Source organism: Gracilimonas sp., from assembly GCF_017641085.1.
Classification (GTDB): domain Bacteria; phylum Bacteroidota; class Rhodothermia; order Balneolales; family Balneolaceae; genus Gracilimonas.
On record NZ_JAEPPI010000001.1, the window covers coordinates 644,148 to 660,959 of the forward strand.

Below are 16,812 nucleotides of genomic sequence, written 5' to 3' on the forward strand. Positions count from 1 at the left end.
GGTCCGGGCTTTGAAGCAGGTATCTTTTGATGTGAACAAAGGTGAGCTCTTTGGAGTGATCGGGCCGGATGGTGCCGGTAAAACCACGCTGTTCCGGATTATCAACACCTTGCTTGTTCCCGATGAAGGTTCTGCCATGGTATTGGGTAAAGATGTGGTGAAAGACTACAAGCAAATAAGGCCACTTCTGGGGTATATGCCCGGCCGGTTTTCCCTGTACCAGGATTTAACGGTGGAGGAGAACCTGAAGTTTTTCGCATCTGTTTTTGGAACTACTATAGAGGAGAATTATGAACTGGTGAAGCCTATTTACAGTCAGCTCGAAAAATTTAAAACCCGTTTGGCGGGAGATTTATCCGGTGGGATGAAGCAAAAGCTGGCACTGAGTTGTGCCCTCATTCATAAGCCAAAGTTATTGTTACTGGATGAACCAACCACCGGAGTGGATGCCGTTTCCCGAAAGGAATTCTGGGAAATGCTGCAGATGCTGAAAAAAGAAGGGATCACCATCATCGTATCCACGCCATACATGGACGAGGCAGACTTGTGCGAAAGAGTGGCACTGATTCAGGAAGGGGAGATTCTGCAAATTGATACCCCGACAGCCATCGTAAATTCCTTTGAACGTACGTTGCTGGGCATCAAAGCAGCTAACACCTATGCGTTACTCAATGCTCTTAAATCGTATCCTCAGGCGCATTCGGTTCAACCCTTTGGCGAGTATGTTCATTATACCGAAAAGACCGGTTCTCCCAATTTAGTGGCGTTAAAAACCTACTTGTTTGACCGGGGATTAGAACAAGTTGAGATCAAGCCCATCAAACCAAATATCGAGGACAGTTTTATGGAGCTGATGCAGGCCAAGGGTGAGGGAACCTATGTCTGAGCCGACCATTCAAACCGAAAACCTGACCCGGAAGTTTGGTGATTTCACTGCGGTGGATAAAATCACCTTTGAAGTGGAACAGGGAGAGATCTTCGGATTTTTGGGAGCCAACGGAGCAGGAAAGACGACAGCCATGCGTATGCTTACCGGACTGCTTACTCCAACTTCGGGCAAAGCATTGGTATCGGGCAAGGATGTTTATCGGCAGGCGGAGGCCATCAAGAAAAACATAGGGTATATGAGTCAGAAGTTCTCGCTGTATGATGATCTAACCTCCGAAGAGAATATCCGGTTTTACGGGGGCATTTATGGGATTCCCGATAAAGAACTAAACAGCAAAATTGACGAGGTAATCAACTCACTTGGACTAAAAGATGTACGAAAAAAGCTGGTCCGCTCTTTGCCCTTAGGCTGGAAGCAGAAACTAGCCTTTTCTATAGCCATACTCCACAATCCCAACATTGTGTTTCTTGACGAGCCCACCGGCGGAGTTGATCCGGTAACGAGGCGACAGTTCTGGGAAAAGATATACGAGGTGTCAGACCGGGGAATTACGGTTTTTGTGACTACGCATTACATGGATGAGGCAGAATACTGCGACCGGATTTCCATTATGGTGGACGGGCGGATGGATGCCATCGGTTCACCCCGCGAACTAAAAGAGAATTTAGAATCAGATTCTATTGAGGACGTATTTATAAAGCTGGCTCGCGGAGCCGAGAGGAGGGAAGGATGAATGCTTTTTCCGGCTTTGTGACTAAGGAGTTTAAGCAGATCTATCGTGATAAGCGGACACTAACGGTGCTTTTTGGAATGCCCATCATCATGCTGATCCTGTTTGGTTTTGCAATTAGAAATGAAGTGACCAACGCTCAGATCGGGATTTTGGATTTATCGAAGGATGAAGTAACCCGAACCCTCATCCAAAAGCTGGAAGCTTCGGCATCGTTTGAAGTCCGTGCGTACCTGCAAAGCTATGAGGAAGTGGAAGGGCTGTTCAGGGAGGGTAATATCAAAGAAGTAGTGGTTTTTGAACCGAACTTCAAAGAGAAGTTAGTCAGGGAACATACAGCTCAGGTGCAGGTGATTACCGATGCCACCGACCCAAACCTTGCGAACTTGGTTCAGTCTTATACAGCCAATATCATTCGGGATTACGTGGGGGAGTTAAATGATAACGGAGATATACGAAAGGCAGGACTAAACCCCCAAGTCCGGATGATGTACAATCCCGAACTGAGAAGCGTGAACTTGTTCGTCCCCGGATTGATTGCCGTAATACTTATGCTTATTTCCGCCCTCATGACTTCCATCTCCATCACCCGCGAAAAGGAGATGGGGAATATGGAAATCTTGCTGGTATCACCGCTCAAGCCACGGCATATAATTATTGGAAAAGTATTGCCGTACCTGGTGCTTTCGGTGGTGAATGTAGTCACCATTTTGGTGCTGGCCCGGTTTGTGTTTCAAGTTCCCTTTCAGGGTTCCTATTTCCTGTTTTTCATGGAAGCAACCTTATTCATTTTAACAGCCCTGGCACTGGGGGTATTCATTTCATCAGCGGCTAATAATCAGCAAACGGCGATGATGGTTTCTCTGGCAGGTTTGCTGCTTCCAACGGTGTTGTTGTCGGGCTTCATTTTTCCCGTTTCAAGTATGCCGCTTCCGCTTCAATGGATTTCTCATATCATCCCCGCCAAGTGGTTTCTGATTATCGTAAGAGACATCATGCTGAAAGGATCAGAGTTCTTATTTATCTGGAAAGAGACGCTTATCCTTGCCGGAATCACCGTGTTCTTTATGGCTCTGAGTATGAAAAAATTCAAGGTGAGGCTGCAATGAATATCATCCGGGTTTTACTTCGTAAAGAGTTTCTGCAGATTTTCCGTAACAAAGCGATGTTGCCTATCCTGTTTGTGATGCCGGTGGTTCAGTTGCTGGTTCTTTCCTTTGCTGCCACTTATGAACTGAAAGAGGTTGACTTTGCCCTGATTGACAGGGATCAATCCGAACTTTCCAGAGAGCTGACGGCAAAACTTCAGGCTACCGGCTACTTCACCCTGAAGCTGGAAACCTTTGACCGGGAAGAAGCACTTGATGCTATGAATGCCGGCCTGGTTAAAATGATCATTCACATTCCTTCTGAATTTGGAAAGGATGCCTCAACCGGAAAGCAGGCAGATCTGCAGCTGATTATTGATGCCGTGGACGGCAGCACGGCCGGACTCATTCAATCATACAGTGCATCTATCCTGAATGATCTGAACACCGAAGTTTTGACTAAGCTAAATATTGAAGAGGCGGGGCAGCAGATTAAACAAGCCAAATCAATTAATATCATTCCTCAAAACTGGTACAACCCGAACCTGGATTACATCACCTATATGGTGCCGGGCATTTTGGTGGTGCTTGTTTCCATGATCGGCGTGTTTTTATCGGGGATGAATATTGTCCGGGAGCAGGAGATCGGAACCATTGAACAGCTGAATGTAACACCCATACGAAAGTACCAGTTTATGATAGGGAAGCTGCTTCCATTCTGGGTGATTGGAATGGTGGATTTACTCATTGGCCTGGCCCTGGCCCGCTATGGTTTTCAGATTCCTTTTTTGGGTAGTCTTGCAACGGTGCTGGTGGTTGCGGGGATCTTTTTGATTGTTATACAATCGCTGGGTCTTCTTATTTCTACCTTAACCCACACCCAGCAGCAGGCTATGTTTATTGCCTGGTTCATTATGGTCATTTTTATACTGATGGGCGGATTGTTCACTCCTATTGAAAGCATGCCCGAGTGGGCACAACAGCTGACTTTGGCTAACCCGGTAGCTTATTTCATTAAGATTATGCGGATGGTGTTACTGAAAGGAGCCGGCTGGAAAGAAATTCAGTTTATGGTTTATACGCTTATTGGGATGGGAAGTGTGTTGCTGCTGATCTCCATCAATCGCTATAAGAAAACGACGGGCTAAGGCACGAACACCGAACATTGAACACCGAACACTCAACATTGAATATTGAGGTCTGAGCTCAATCGAACTTGGGGTGGATGATCAGGTTTTTGTAGGCGTGAACCATGGTCTCCTGGGATAAACCGGCGAAGTACATCATAAAGATAATCAGGTTGGCGAAGTTCACCCGAAAGTACCCGTTGTTGTCGTATTTGCGGGCAGAGACGGTGGCGTTTTTGGGGATAATCCGAAAGCTGGAATCGGACTGAATTTTCTGGATCAGATCGTAATCCTCCATAATCATAAAATCTTCCCGAAAGCCGCCTAACTCGTTAAATAAATCTCTTTTGATGAACAGGGTTTGATCACCGCCCCGGCACATCAAACGGTCAAAACGGGTGCAGTAGGCATTGATTTTTAAAAGGGGATGGTTCGTATCAAACCGGTAGCGGTAGCAACCGGATTCATAGCCCTGAGACAAAGCCTCCTCAATATCATCGCGAAAAGTGGCCGGAGGAAAGGTATCGGCATGGACGAAATAGAGAATTTCCCCGGTTGACTTTTCTGCACCATAGTTCATTTGGGCAGCACGGCCTTTTCTGGGTGACTTCAGGCAGGTGAACCCATTTTGCTCAACAATGCTAATGGTTTTGTCAGAGCTGCCTCCATCTACAACCAGTAGTTCATCGGAAGGGCCTATGGCATCACTCAAGTGAATCAATAAATCCAATATGGTGTTTTCTTCGTTATATGTAGGGACAATGATGCTCAGCATTTCACAGTAAGATAAATCAATATTGGATAGTCAATACGATGTGTTGGGTTTTGCAGATGTTTTTAATATTCAAAAAGAATAACAAAATGAAGAAAATAATTTTTAGTGTTTTATTAATGGCAGGAGTGCTGGCCTCTGTCAATATTCAGGCTCAGGAAGGAATGTCGGCAGATACCGTTAACCTGGATGCAATGACTTACGCCGAACTTTCCGAGCAAATGATTGAGAATCTCAGACAAGGCAAATCAACAAAAGCCATTCAGGAAAAACTGGCGAATGTATCCGAAAAAGAGTTAAAGGCAAGCCTGGATTCGGAAGGAGAACGGAAAGCATTTTGGCTGAATGTATATAACGCATACGTGCAAATTATTTTGACTGAAGATCCTGAGTTGTTTGAAGACCGGGATTCGGTATTTGGTTATAACTTTTTCTCATCCCCCCAAATAACCATTGCCGGAAAGGATGTAAGCTTTGATGATATTGAGCATGGCATTATCAGAAGATCCAAAGTTAAAATTTCCGGTGGGTATGCCAGCAATCCATTTCCCGGTGGATATGAAAAGAAATTTCGATGGTATGAAGTTGACCCCCGCATTCACTTTGCACTCAATTGTGGAGCTGCAGCCTGTCCTTACATCGCCGCCTACGATCCTGACCGGGTGAACGAGCAGCTGGACATCACCACGAAACAATACCTGGAAAAAACAACGGACTATTATCCGGAAGAAAACAGGGTAGTCGTAAATAAGCTTATGAGCTGGTTCCGTGCCGACTTTGGTGGAAAAAGCGGAGCTGTACAAATGCTTAAAGATTATGAAATCATACCTCAGGATGCCGATCCTTCCGTTGAATTTAAAGAATACGATTGGACGCTGGAACTGGGTAACTATAAAGATATCTGATTAAAAGGCTTCGCCGATGGTGAGCACGAAACCGTTTACCCCCGGGCCGAAGCCGGCATCCAGCCGAATGTTGACCTTGCGGTTTTCATCAATCATGTAGCGTAATCCCGGGCCAAGGGTCCATTTTAGGTTTGTCAATGGGGAATCTGATAGGTTTTGGACTACATTCCCCACAGATGCGAAAATGACTGCGCCAAACCGTTTATACACAGGAACCCTATATTCAGCTTGAGTAGTCAGGTATACCTTATCCCGGTATCGGCCCTCGAGGTAACCGCGCATTTGTTTTGGTCCGCCCAGCAACGCCAGCTTCTGAAACGGGACGTTGCCACCGGTAAATTTGCTCACAAAATTAAACCCGAGGGTATGATCGTAAGCGTTGGTATGGAACGTTCGGGCATCCAATGAGAGCTGGAAGAAGTCATAATCGCTCCCGGTCCAAGACTGATCTATGAGTCCCTGAAGCTCCAGGTAGCTTCCGGATTCTGTATAGAAAATATTGTCTCTTGTATCAAACACAGATGATATACCGATGCCGGAATGAGTACCACCCGCGGTTCCTGTTGGGTTATTGGTATCCAGTAAGCCTCCGGATTGAATGTTAGTCATATCGTAACGGTCGTACCAATAGCTTACCCCGGCATAGATTTTTCTGCTGACCTTATGAAGCGCGTTTATCTGAATGCGGGGAAAGTTAACCCGGTAGGTTTCTTCGTTACTTTCCGGGGTGTTGCTTCCTATCCCGTAATATTTGTAGGTATATCGATAGTATCCTATTTCTCCATCCAGCCGCCAGTTATTCTGTTGAAGATAAAGCTCATAAGGAAAGTAAAGGAGGAGCTGTTTTTCCAGAGTATAGGCTGCCCCGAAATTGATTTGAGATGGTTTGCCGGAATTCAGGTTGTTTTTAAAATCGAAGGTGTAGATTCCGAGTCCGCCAGCGGCAAAACTCGTTTCTTCGGTGTAGAAAATAACAGGAAATCCTCTTAATGCCTGGTTTTTAATTTGGGCATTCAGCGGTCTTGAAAATACAGCTAAGATGAAGCCAAGAAGAAAAACACCTGAATAAATTCGCATTCATAACCTCAATTATATAGTCTAAAGAGGGATGTTTACGGTGATTTCTGTTCCCTCATTCTTTTGGGATTCAATTAACAGAGAACCATTTATGGATTCAGTCAGGTGTTTGGCCAGCTTGAATCCAAATCCGAAGCCCCGCTCTTGTCCGGTTCCCTTTGTTGAACGTCCCCGGTTGCCCATAATCTCTTTTATTTGTTCACCGGACATTCCAACGCCATTATCTTTGATCACACCGATAAGCCCCAAGTCCGGTTTTTTGATATCCAGACTCACTTCCACGCTTCCATTTTCCGGGGTGAATTTGATCGCATTGGAAACCAGGTTTCCGAATATCTGGAGTAATTTATGCTTGGGAAAAGTAAGTCCCTGATGCCCATTATTAATCACGATTTTATAATCTATGGACTTGTTGAGTGCCTGTGGTTTATATAGGTCTTCGAGCTTCTTTTGCAGAACTTCGAGGGTAAGCTGATTTTTGAAGAGTTGATTTTCCTGTGATTGATCTTCAAAGTCACTCAATATTTCATCCGCCAGATCTAAAACGGATCTGCCGCCTTTGTTGATGAGTTCCAGAAGTTGCATGAGCTCTTCTTTCTTTTCACCCTTGGCCTGGTCGCGAAGGATTTCAGCAATACCAATGATACCTCCAATGGGCCCACGGATATCATGACTTACTTTGCGCTGTATTTCCTTAAGCTCATCCACGTTGTGGCGCATCAGCTTCAGCTTATGCTCATACTCAATTCGCGTGATGACCTCATTGGCAATGATTTTCAGAAATGATTCTTTCTCAGGAGTAAGATCATGCTCATCGGTATCCATTACGCACATAGCTCCGATTCGGTGGCCATCCGGAGTCTTTAGTGGCACTCCGTAGTAATACTTAATATGAGGGGAGTTCTTGACATACTCTTTATCCTTAAAGCGCTCATCTTCCGTCATGTCTTCCACCTCTAATGATTCATCATCCAGTACTACATACTGGCAAACGGTTTCTTCCCGGGGAGTTTGAAGTACATCAAGTCCAACTTTCGAAACCGTCCACTGGGTGGTTGTATCCAACAGGTTGATGAGAGAAATGGGAGTGCCGGCAACGTGAGCTGCAAGCCGGGTTAAATCATCTAATTTTCCGTGAATTTCCGAATAGTCAATATCATATTCAGATAATTTTAAAGCTCGCTCAAATTCATTTTCAGGGATCAGAGCTGAAGTGTCAGGCATAAAATATTAAGAGGCTATTGTTTTGAAAGATTCCAAACGTCTACGCGATCTAAAGCAATATACGGAACGGCTATGTGATTCAGATTGGTGTTAATTCCAATATCGGCCGGTCGGCCGGTTGTTTTGATGAGGATTGTGCTTGCCGAGCCGTCAAAATAACGGATGCTGGAATCCTGCTGGCTGGCAGCCAATAAATTTGACTGATGAAACTCGATACCGTCAAAATAACCACCTTCCAGGGTTGCGTATTCGTCCAAATCATCCAAACTGCTGAAAGAACGGAAAATTTGATCGCCGCCCCACGGAGCCAAAACAAACTGTTGACTCTCGGGATTCAGCGTTATTCCATTGGGAGCTTCAGGAAGTGAGTCCAGATAAATGGAAGGCGTGCCGGCTTCAACTTTAAAAACCCGGCTGGTCCCGGTATCTGTCACAAACAATGTGCCTTCCGCATCGGCTGAGATATCATTCAAGAAGCCAATTTCAAAATCCGAAAAATCAATAAAATCTGTTTGCTCACCGGTTGATGTATCAAAGCCGTGTACGCCAAGCACATCCGCGGCCCATAGTGTGTTTTCGATGATGAACATGCCTCTTGGAGCATGAAGGGGAGCATCAGCAGTGCCGGTCATAAATTTAAGATTCAGAATATTTCCCTTTGCATCCGCTTTGGTTATAAAACCGGTGGAGTCCTGTGTGTTCCCGCCGCCGGTAAAATTGGAAATGAAATAGACATCCTGTTCTGGGTCATACCGAACAGCCTCGGGGCCATCCAGTCCGCTAATGGTAAAGGCGATATCAGTGGTATCCTGAACGGTTTCCCAGTTGACCGGAGTCGTTTTTGTCTCATTAGCCGTACAGGAAATAAGAAAACCGGTAAGTAACATCATTAAACATATACGCATCATAGGATCTATTAGGTTAAAGGTGACCTGAAGGGTAGTTTGTATAAAAGTGCGGTTCTGAGCAAAAGAAATGAAGATACTGTTTTATGAATTGAAAATGGATATATCTCTAATTTCAAAGTAATCTTCCTGCTCAACATCGGTATTAATAACAATTCCTCCTATCAATAAGAGGGGACTATTTCCCAGGTTTTCGATACAGGCAGATACCATATCAGTGAGCTCTCTCTTGATTTGGTGGTAAGCAATATCGGTGATTTTTACGATTTGATTGTCCGCTTTTTTGATGTCTTTGTAATTCTCAATCAGCAGTTTATTAACTTGCCCCTGCTGGTAGTCATCATGAGAAATCATCAATATGTTGCCGGCTTTTACATTCTCGAGTCCGGCAATCAAAGAACCGCAACAGGCAGAAGAATCAGCCTGGCCTTCCCGCATTAATTCGCCGGTGGTGCCATTTTTCGAAATCCCAATGTGAGGCCCGTACACAATTACAGCACCGCCATCATCCGGAATATGGCTGGCAAAAGCACGAAATCCTGTTTTGCCGGCAAAGGGGATTCCCGAAATACCACCAAATCGAAAAGGGCCGGGTGCGGCAAAATGGCGGCTCATTCCGTCTAAAGAGTTGTTGACCTCATCACTGCAAACCGAGGTTCCCCAAATGCATTGTTTGGGACGCATTCCGTGTTTCTGTATCTCTTCCAGGATGTTCTTCTCAACTAATGAAAGAGGTTCTGCTTCGGAATAGTGCTTGGTAATATACTGCATGCTTTTGATGGTCAATTCATGAATTCGGCCGTTAATCTAATCATAACACAGCACATTGTATAGGGGATCATTTGTTTGAAACTAGTACCAGCAAAAAACGGGGCAGAAAAATAATTGGGTGAAATCTCATAACAGAAGGTTTTTATATGTATCTTGGGGGCTTACTGAATTTGTGAGTTCGCGATAAGACTGGAACAACCCGGTTTTCGAAAAGAAAACCTTTCAGGTTTATAGAACCTTGCTGGCCTTTATGAATCAAGCAGTCGTGCTTGCCTCTTGTCATTAGCTCACCTTACCAATTAATGATTCCGGGCAAGATCAACGCGCAGCACAAATTTCTTTGTACGGGATAAAACCGAATACAATTTATGTCATCGTTCAAAGAACTGGGCTTATCGCCCGAAATATGCCAAGCCGTTGAAGATCTTGGCTTTGAAACCCCAACCGAAGTACAGTCCAGGGCTATCCCTACCATTCTGGCTTCTCAGCGCGACCTGATTGCGCTTGCCCAAACCGGAACGGGTAAAACCGGCGCTTTTGGTATGCCTGTACTTCAACAGGTTGATGCCAACTCAAACAATGTGCAGGTACTGGTGTTATCACCAACCCGCGAGCTGGCTATTCAAATTGCCAAAGACCTTAAGTCTTTCGCCAAGCATCAAAAAGGAATTAAAACAGTGGCCGTGTATGGTGGAGCTAATATCTCTACCCAAATTCGCGCACTTAACAACGGATGCCAGGTTGTAATCGGAACTCCGGGCAGAATGCTGGACCTGATTCGCCGCCGTAAACTGGACGTAACCAACGTACGTTCTCTGGTACTTGATGAAGCTGATGAAATGCTGAATATGGGCTTCCAGGATGATCTGGATGCTATTTTAGCGGACACTCCCCAAGGAAAACAAACGTTGCTGTTTTCAGCTACCATGCCGAAGCAGATTTCCAAAATGGCTCGGAAATACATGAACAATCCTGAAGAGATTGAAGTAAACGCCCGCAACTCAGGTGCCCTCAATGTGGAGCACCATTATTACATGGTTCACGCCAAAGACCGGTATGATGCCCTCAAACGAATTGCGGATGTAAATCCTGATATCTATGGGATTATTTTTTGCCGAACACGACGCGAAACTTCTGAAGTGGCATCCAAGCTTTCGAAAGAAGGATATAATGCTGATTTACTGAATGGAGATTTATCACAAGCGCAGCGCGATGAAGTGATGAACCGGTTCCGCACCAAGGAACTCCAGTTGCTGGTAGCTACAGATGTAGCCGCACGTGGACTTGATGTCGATAACCTGACGCACGTTATCAACTACAACCTGCCGGATGATCTGGAAGTGTATATTCACCGAAGTGGCCGTACTGGTCGCGCAGGGAATAGCGGTATTGCCGTTTCCATTATTCACACCCGTGAAATGGGCAGAATTCGTGCGCTGGAAAAAATGTCCGGAAAGGAATTCATCAAGCAGGATGTTCCAAAAGGAGAAGAAGTATGCGGAGTCCGCATGATGGATATGGTGGACAAGCTGAAGGCTACCGAAGTCAACGAAAAGCAGATTGAGAAGTATCTGCCTCAGGTGTATGAGAAATTAGCGGACCTTGGCTGGCAGGAACTGATTCAACATTTTGTTTCCATGGAATTCAACCAGATTCTGGAATATTACCAGGAAGCAGGCGATATCAATGCCTCAGCCGGTAGATCAAAGAATAATAACAACCGTAATAACCCTTCCCGTAAGAACAATGGAAGAAGTAATTCCGGCGGAAGCGGAAGACATGCTGAAGAAGGGTTTACCCGATACTTCCTGAATGTTGGTAACCGTGACGGACTTAATCCGGCCCGTTTGATGGGAGTTGTGAACGAGCAGCTGAATGGCAAGAAGCCGAATTTTGGCAAAATCGATATTCAGAATAACTTCTCTTTCTTTGAAGTGGAAGAAGGTTTTGATGCCAAGTTATTCGATGCTGTAAACGGAACTCAGTTTGAAGGCCGTGATCTTTCCGTAGAATTGGCCAAGCCTGATAGTAACGGATCCGGATCTTCTTCAAAAGGATCGTCATCCGGAAGCTATAAAGGAAAAGGGAAAGGCGGTTCCAAATCCAAAAGAGGAAATCGCAAGTCTAAAGGTGATGAGCCTTTTTCGAAATCCAAGGGTGGAAGAATCAAGAAAAAGCGCAGCCCGGAAGTTTACGCTTAAGGGTAACAGGCGCAGATAAAATTAAAGCACAAATCCGGAAACGGGTTTGTGCTTTTTTGTTTGGGGTAATTCAGGCAGAGGCCTTGATGGCTGTTCTGAGCTTTAAGTATCTAAGAGCCAATTTATTAAAAGGGAGGGGCTTCAGAAATAATAGGTTTTCACCCAATTCTTTCAAGCACAGTTTCCAATAATTTACGGTAGCTGTTTACATTCTTCTGAACCACAGCATCAGCTTTTTTCAGGAGTTCTTCTTCTTCTGATTTAGCTAAGCTTTTTCCGGAATAAATGATGACGGGAATATTCTTATAGTTCCCGTTTGACTTAAGCTTGTCCAGTACTTCTTTTCCGTCGGCATCCGGCAGGTACATATCCAGGATTATGCAGTCCACAATTTCTTGTCGGAGTACTTCGTAGGCTTCTCCGGCCGACTCTGCTGTGATGCACTTGTTAATACTAAAGCCTAAAAATTCCTTTAAGGCCATATTATGAATACTGCTGTCGTCCACTAATAATACGGTGCCCTGAGACTTATCGGTTTCCAGTTCAGGGAATTCTACCAGCGGACTTTCAACATCAGGTTTACTCTCAATTCTTAACTTGCCTTTTTTAGCCTGCTGAGCAAGTTCATCACTACTGTCGGAAGGGAGAAACAGGGTGAAGCAGCTGCCATTGCCGGGCTCGCTTTCAAGTGTGATGTCACCTCCCAAAAGGTTCGCAATCTCTTTTGAGATGGCCAGCCCAAGTCCCGTACCACCAAATCTTTTTTCAGTGGATGAACCTTCAGCTTGAACATAGCTTTTAAAAATATGCTTTTGCCTTTCATCAGGGATGCCAATACCGGTGTCATGAACTTTAAAGGCAATCCTGTCGCCGTTTTGTTTTGCCCGATCACTGTTAGCCTTTACTATTTCAAGTCGTACGCTGCCGTGTTCCGTAAACTTAATAGCGTTTGATATCAGGTTGTTTAAAACCTGGTCGAGTCGAAGTCGGTCGGTCTTAAGGATGTTGTTGGCAATTCCATTGAGGCTACATTCAAATGACAGGTTTTTCTCCCAAGCAATGGGTTTGAATAAACGTTCGGCACGTTCGCAAACATCAGAAATTTCAACCTCATCAAGCCGTACCTCAATTTTTCCGGCTTCAATTTTGGACAAATCAAGAACCTCATTCAGGAGTTCAAGAACGCTGTTGTTGGAGTGATAAATAGTCTGTAAGTATTCTAACTGATCATCATTCAGGTTCTCATAACGGTTCTCTTTCAGGATGTTGGTAAGCAGAAGAGTTGAATTAAGAATGGTTCGCATTTCATGGCTTACATTGGCAAAAAACTGCGACTTGTACTTATTGTTTAACTCCAGTTCCCGGGTCTTCTGCTTTTGCTTTTCTATGATTTTAGCATCTTCCACCTGTCGGGAAATATCAAAACTTATACCCATTAAAAGCTGCCGGGTATCTTCCTGTGTAACCTCAACGTGTATCTCCACGGGATAGGTAGAACCATCTTTTCTTTTGCGATCGAACTGAAAAGTGGTGGAATTTTCTTCTCCGCGATATAGGGGGGCTATCTTCTCGAAAACGTTTCGTATATCATAAGAAGCAATTAAATCTTTTGCGGAAAGATCATAAAGCTCCTCTTCAGTATATCCAAGGTTATCCAGAAGCGTATCGTTGGCATAAATAACTTTAAGATTCATGGGATCCATAAGAAAAACTTCATTCGTACTCTTCTTAAGAATCCGGTCGAAAATCTGGTTTTTGGTAGCTGTTTGGGTGTATTTTCTTTGCTTGCGCAGGTTCCTGATTTCCTTAGCTACCACGGGGAGCAAGCGGTCTGGATTGTCTTTAGCTACGTAGTCCTGCACTCCTGCAGCCATGGCATCGTATAGCACATCATTCTTAATTTCAGATCCGATCAAAACAAGGGGAGTGATAAATTCTTGTTGATCCAGAATATCAAGTGTATAAGACAGGTCGAGGTCTTCTTTATCAATGTCGGCAATAATGAGATCCCACTTATGGGCTTGAAGTAAAACCCCCAGGCTTTCTACACTGTTTTGGGAAAATGGGATAACCGAAAAATCAGACTGCTCTAATCTTAGTTTGACCTCTTGATTTGACTGTTCGGTTTCCTCAATAAATAAAATCGAAATGAAGTCTTTCATACAATAAAATACTGCACAAATTTGGAAACACTCTTAAAAATTATTGGCACCTAAATAACAAAGAATCGATAGAAAATGGTACCGGATTAGACAATACTCATATTTGGGTTGTTCGGATTTCCGGTTTCGCACAAGAATCTGCTATTGGATAAGAATTAGTTATCCACATTTTTTCCACAGACTTGTAATAATCACTTTAATCACATGACAGCTAACAGCTTACGGGAAATAAAAAGCTCTTTAAAAACATGTTATTCACGGAACATTAATTTTTTTTAATAAAACTATTTGGCTAAAATAGAAAAGGTTAAAAAATCTTAATAAAACTTAGGATTTTTTACGTTAGCTGTTTTGGGATGATGTTGGCCATGGGGATGGATATACTGCACGTCCGGTACAAATAGCTCATTTATATAATGTGTTAATGTCCATATAAGTCTTAGTAGTATGAATTTAGCTGAAAGCTTCGATGATATCGTTCGGAAAGAGAAAAAGGTTAAGAATGAATTGCATTCCATCGTAACGGATATATTTGAAGAGCAAAAGGATTCTTCAGATCCTCACCTGGATAAACTAAGGGGAGTTCATCAGCTGCAGAAAAGCATTGTTAAGCAGAACATGCACAATGCGATGTCTCCTATAAGTGCAATATCCGGTTACCTGGAACTGATCAATATTTCCCTGTCCAATAACCCGGATGTGAAGCAGATTCAGCACTACCGTAAACAGATTGAAGCGGGGATAAATCAGGTGAATGTTATCCTCGAGCAGCTGATGGAAATTTACAGTGATGAGTCTGACACCGTAGTATCGGGAAGCGAAGACTTACTGGATGTTGACCTGAATTGGATTGTAACCGAAGTATGCGACCAAATGAGGTGTGCCGGTCCCAATATTTCTTTTGAGCGTAGTGATAACCCACTACATGTCCATACCGATATATTCATGTTAAAGCTGATTATTTTTAACCTGATCAGCTTTGCCATGAAATGTTCGGGCAAGGAATCGGTTACCGAAATGAGTACTTCAAAAAAAGGAAATAAAGCATACTTCTCCCTGGTTTTCGAAGCATCCGAGAAGAAGAGAAATGAACTCACCCAGATTTTATCCGACTCAGAAGCTGAGGAGTGTAATCAGAATTCTTTTAACGAAGGCTTAGCTCAGAGCCGAAAACTGGCAGGGCAAATAAAGGGTGATTTAAGTTTTACCGGCGAGAGTGAAGAGAGAGTCAGGTTAAACCTCAGTATTCCTCTTTCTTATTCTGATAACTAATAACCGGGTTGAATCAGAGCTTAAAATCCAGGTGCTGACCCTTTGGCTTGAACTTGGAAAGGGTTTGATAAGTTTGTTGCCTTTTCTCAATTAAAGGGCTTGTTTTTGAAACCATGGCGAGCTGCATCGATACTTCTTCCTGTTTCAGGTTCACCCAACTATCCGGCATATCTTTGAAGTTGGAATTGAAGGTGAAATCCGGATCTGCCGTAAACGTGGTAGCGTTGGTGTGGCGATTATCTTTGGTCTCCTCAATAACCTCATAATCAGCATATTCACCGGAGTGCTTGTCTGCATAATTCTTATGTGTCAGGTATGCTTCCACAAGCCGAAAACCTCTGGAGGTTTTAACTTCTGAACGCACAAATGACTGGAATGTGCTGTCTATACCCATTATTTATACCTGAAAGCCTAAATCTATACCCTTAAATCAAACTACACGAAAGTAAACAAGGGGCAGATATTTTACTTGTTAGAATCCATTAATCTGAGTGCTTTCCCACCTCCGGCTTTTCATCTTTATAAAAGGTTTCCATCCTTGGCAGGGTATTCATAAGTGCTTGAGATAATATTTCCCGGCAATTCTCTTAAGGAATTTTCCAAACATCCGATAACAGGCAGAGCGGTATGTGCGAAATCAGATTAAAACTGACGCCAACTGCTTCAATAATACTTTAATACAGAGGTTGATGGCAGATTCCATTCTGCCTTACCCACACACAGGAGTAAGTAATGAGTAAGATAAAAGCACTTGTTGTTGATGATTCAAAAATTATGAGGAGCCAGGTAAAGCGAGCTCTTGATCAACTGTTGATTGCTGATTTTGAATTTGAAGAAGCAATGGATGGAGAGGATGCACTCGGGAAATTCAACGATGACATTGATATGCTGTTTGTTGATTGGAACATGCCCAAAATGACCGGCGTTGAACTCGCCCGTGCTATTCGGGACAAAGGCTATGCTGATATCCCCATTATCATGGTAACAGCCGAAAAATCGATGGGTAAAGTGGATAAGGCTTTAAATGAAGGCGGTGCCAACGAATATATCACCAAGCCTTTTACAGCCGATAAAATGTCGAAGGCTATAAGCCGGTACATCGATGAGGAAGGAAACATTAAGAAAGAAGAAGCTGAAGAAGAGAAGAAGAGCTTCTTTAGCAGCATTCTAAATGCCTAAAGGGAGTTGTCATGATCGCAGAACAGCTAAGCAAAGCAGATAAAATCCCGGGCGAGATCGTTGACATCGTACAGGAATCAGTTATTAATACCTTTACTTCCATTTGTGGAGGTACTCCCGAATGTGTGGAGCAATTGGATCAAAGCGGCCCACTGAATGGCATCATCGGGAACATTGCGGTATTCAATGCCGAGCACACCTTTTCGTTGATGATCGCTATACCAAAAGAAACGGCATTGCAAATTTCGAATTCTTTTCTGGGTATGGAGCTTCCTTTTGAAAGCCACGATATGGGAGATTTAATTGCAGAGATATCAAATATCCTTGCAGGAGAAGTAGCTGCTAATATTGAGCGGGTGGGTTTTCGAGGTCAGTCTTCGCTGCCAACAGCAACCCGTGGAAGTGACCTGACGCTATTTATGCCAAACAAACCCCCTTCAGCCAAAATGAAATTTTCCAGCGACTGCGGCGAGTTTATGCTGAACATGGCGCTGAGTGAATCCAGATAAA

16 protein-coding genes are annotated in these 16,812 nt (G+C 43.8%); 9 read left to right on the forward strand and 7 right to left on the reverse strand.

Annotated features, from left to right (window positions below; translation table 11 throughout):
• The first annotated feature begins 10 nt into the window (after window positions 1-10).
• From JJ941_RS02630 to JJ941_RS02645, 4 genes are read left to right on the forward strand one after another with little or no spacing between them, the layout of a single operon-like run.
• Entirely contained in the window at window positions 11-886 is an 876-nt protein-coding gene (locus JJ941_RS02630; protein WP_290962053.1) for an ABC transporter ATP-binding protein, read from the forward strand.
• Window positions 879-1,622: an ATP-binding cassette domain-containing protein gene (locus JJ941_RS02635; RefSeq protein ID WP_290962055.1), complete on the forward strand. Its 744-nt coding sequence runs from the start codon at window positions 879-881 to the stop codon at window positions 1,620-1,622. Before JJ941_RS02630 ends, JJ941_RS02635 begins: the two co-directional genes overlap by 8 nt.
• Window positions 1,619-2,728 (forward strand): ABC transporter permease, encoded by a 1,110-nt coding sequence (locus tag JJ941_RS02640; RefSeq protein WP_290962056.1) that lies wholly within the window; start codon window positions 1,619-1,621, stop codon window positions 2,726-2,728. Before JJ941_RS02635 ends, JJ941_RS02640 begins: the two co-directional genes overlap by 4 nt.
• Window positions 2,725-3,855: an ABC transporter permease gene (locus JJ941_RS02645; protein WP_290962057.1), complete on the forward strand. Its 1,131-nt coding sequence runs from the start codon at window positions 2,725-2,727 to the stop codon at window positions 3,853-3,855. The genes JJ941_RS02640 and JJ941_RS02645 overlap by 4 nt, the downstream gene beginning before the upstream one ends.
• Window positions 3,856-3,913: 58 nt before the next feature.
• On the opposite strand, the gene JJ941_RS02650 is transcribed toward JJ941_RS02645, so the two are convergent.
• On the reverse strand, window positions 3,914-4,609 hold the full coding sequence (locus JJ941_RS02650; protein ID WP_290962059.1) for a TIGR04283 family arsenosugar biosynthesis glycosyltransferase: 696 nt from the start codon (window positions 4,607-4,609) through the stop codon (window positions 3,914-3,916).
• A gap of 86 nt (window positions 4,610-4,695) precedes the next feature.
• Between JJ941_RS02650 and JJ941_RS02655 the strand changes: the two genes are divergently transcribed.
• Window positions 4,696-5,511, forward strand: coding sequence for a DUF547 domain-containing protein (locus JJ941_RS02655; protein WP_290962061.1), 816 nt, complete (start codon window positions 4,696-4,698; stop codon window positions 5,509-5,511).
• Here the strand turns inward: JJ941_RS02655 and JJ941_RS02660 are convergent, their stop codons facing one another.
• From JJ941_RS02660 to JJ941_RS02675, 4 genes are all read right to left on the reverse strand, one after another.
• Window positions 5,512-6,588 carry a BamA/TamA family outer membrane protein gene (locus tag JJ941_RS02660; protein WP_290962063.1) on the reverse strand — a complete coding sequence of 359 codons (1,077 nt, stop codon included), beginning with the start codon at window positions 6,586-6,588 and terminating at the stop codon, window positions 5,512-5,514. It abuts the gene before it with no gap.
• 21 nt (window positions 6,589-6,609) lie between these two features.
• Complete coding sequence (locus JJ941_RS02665) at window positions 6,610-7,812, reverse strand: ATP-binding protein (protein ID WP_290962065.1); 1,203 nt, start codon at window positions 7,810-7,812, stop codon at window positions 6,610-6,612.
• A gap of 14 nt (window positions 7,813-7,826) precedes the next feature.
• Entirely contained in the window at window positions 7,827-8,702 is an 876-nt protein-coding gene (locus JJ941_RS02670) for a hypothetical protein (RefSeq protein WP_290962067.1), read from the reverse strand.
• A 99-nt stretch (window positions 8,703-8,801) separates the two neighbouring features.
• The gene (locus JJ941_RS02675) at window positions 8,802-9,488 is read right to left on the reverse strand and encodes a hypothetical protein (protein ID WP_290962069.1); all 687 of its coding nucleotides are present in this window, start codon (window positions 9,486-9,488) and stop codon (window positions 8,802-8,804) included.
• Between the two features lie 368 nt (window positions 9,489-9,856).
• Here JJ941_RS02675 and JJ941_RS02680 point away from each other — a divergent pair, with 368 nt between their 5' ends.
• The gene (locus JJ941_RS02680; protein ID WP_290962071.1) at window positions 9,857-11,689 is read left to right on the forward strand and encodes a DEAD/DEAH box helicase; all 1,833 of its coding nucleotides are present in this window, start codon (window positions 9,857-9,859) and stop codon (window positions 11,687-11,689) included.
• Window positions 11,690-11,847: 158 nt separating this feature from the next.
• Here the strand turns inward: JJ941_RS02680 and JJ941_RS02685 are convergent, their stop codons facing one another.
• Window positions 11,848-13,851: an ATP-binding protein gene (locus JJ941_RS02685; RefSeq protein ID WP_290962073.1), complete on the reverse strand. Its 2,004-nt coding sequence runs from the start codon at window positions 13,849-13,851 to the stop codon at window positions 11,848-11,850.
• A 447-nt stretch (window positions 13,852-14,298) separates the two neighbouring features.
• Between JJ941_RS02685 and JJ941_RS02690 the strand changes: the two genes are divergently transcribed.
• Window positions 14,299-15,123, forward strand: a complete 825-nt coding sequence (locus JJ941_RS02690) for a hypothetical protein (protein ID WP_290962075.1) — start codon at window positions 14,299-14,301, stop codon at window positions 15,121-15,123.
• 13 nt (window positions 15,124-15,136) lie between these two features.
• Here the strand turns inward: JJ941_RS02690 and JJ941_RS02695 are convergent, their stop codons facing one another.
• Window positions 15,137-15,517, reverse strand: coding sequence for a hypothetical protein (locus JJ941_RS02695; RefSeq protein WP_290962076.1), 381 nt, complete (start codon window positions 15,515-15,517; stop codon window positions 15,137-15,139).
• Between the two features lie 338 nt (window positions 15,518-15,855).
• Between JJ941_RS02695 and JJ941_RS02700 the strand changes: the two genes are divergently transcribed.
• Entirely contained in the window at window positions 15,856-16,302 is a 447-nt protein-coding gene (locus tag JJ941_RS02700) for a response regulator (RefSeq protein ID WP_290962078.1), read from the forward strand.
• A gap of 11 nt (window positions 16,303-16,313) precedes the next feature.
• Complete coding sequence (locus tag JJ941_RS02705) at window positions 16,314-16,811, forward strand: chemotaxis protein CheX (protein ID WP_290962079.1); 498 nt, start codon at window positions 16,314-16,316, stop codon at window positions 16,809-16,811.
• Window position 16,812: the final 1 nt, after the last annotated feature.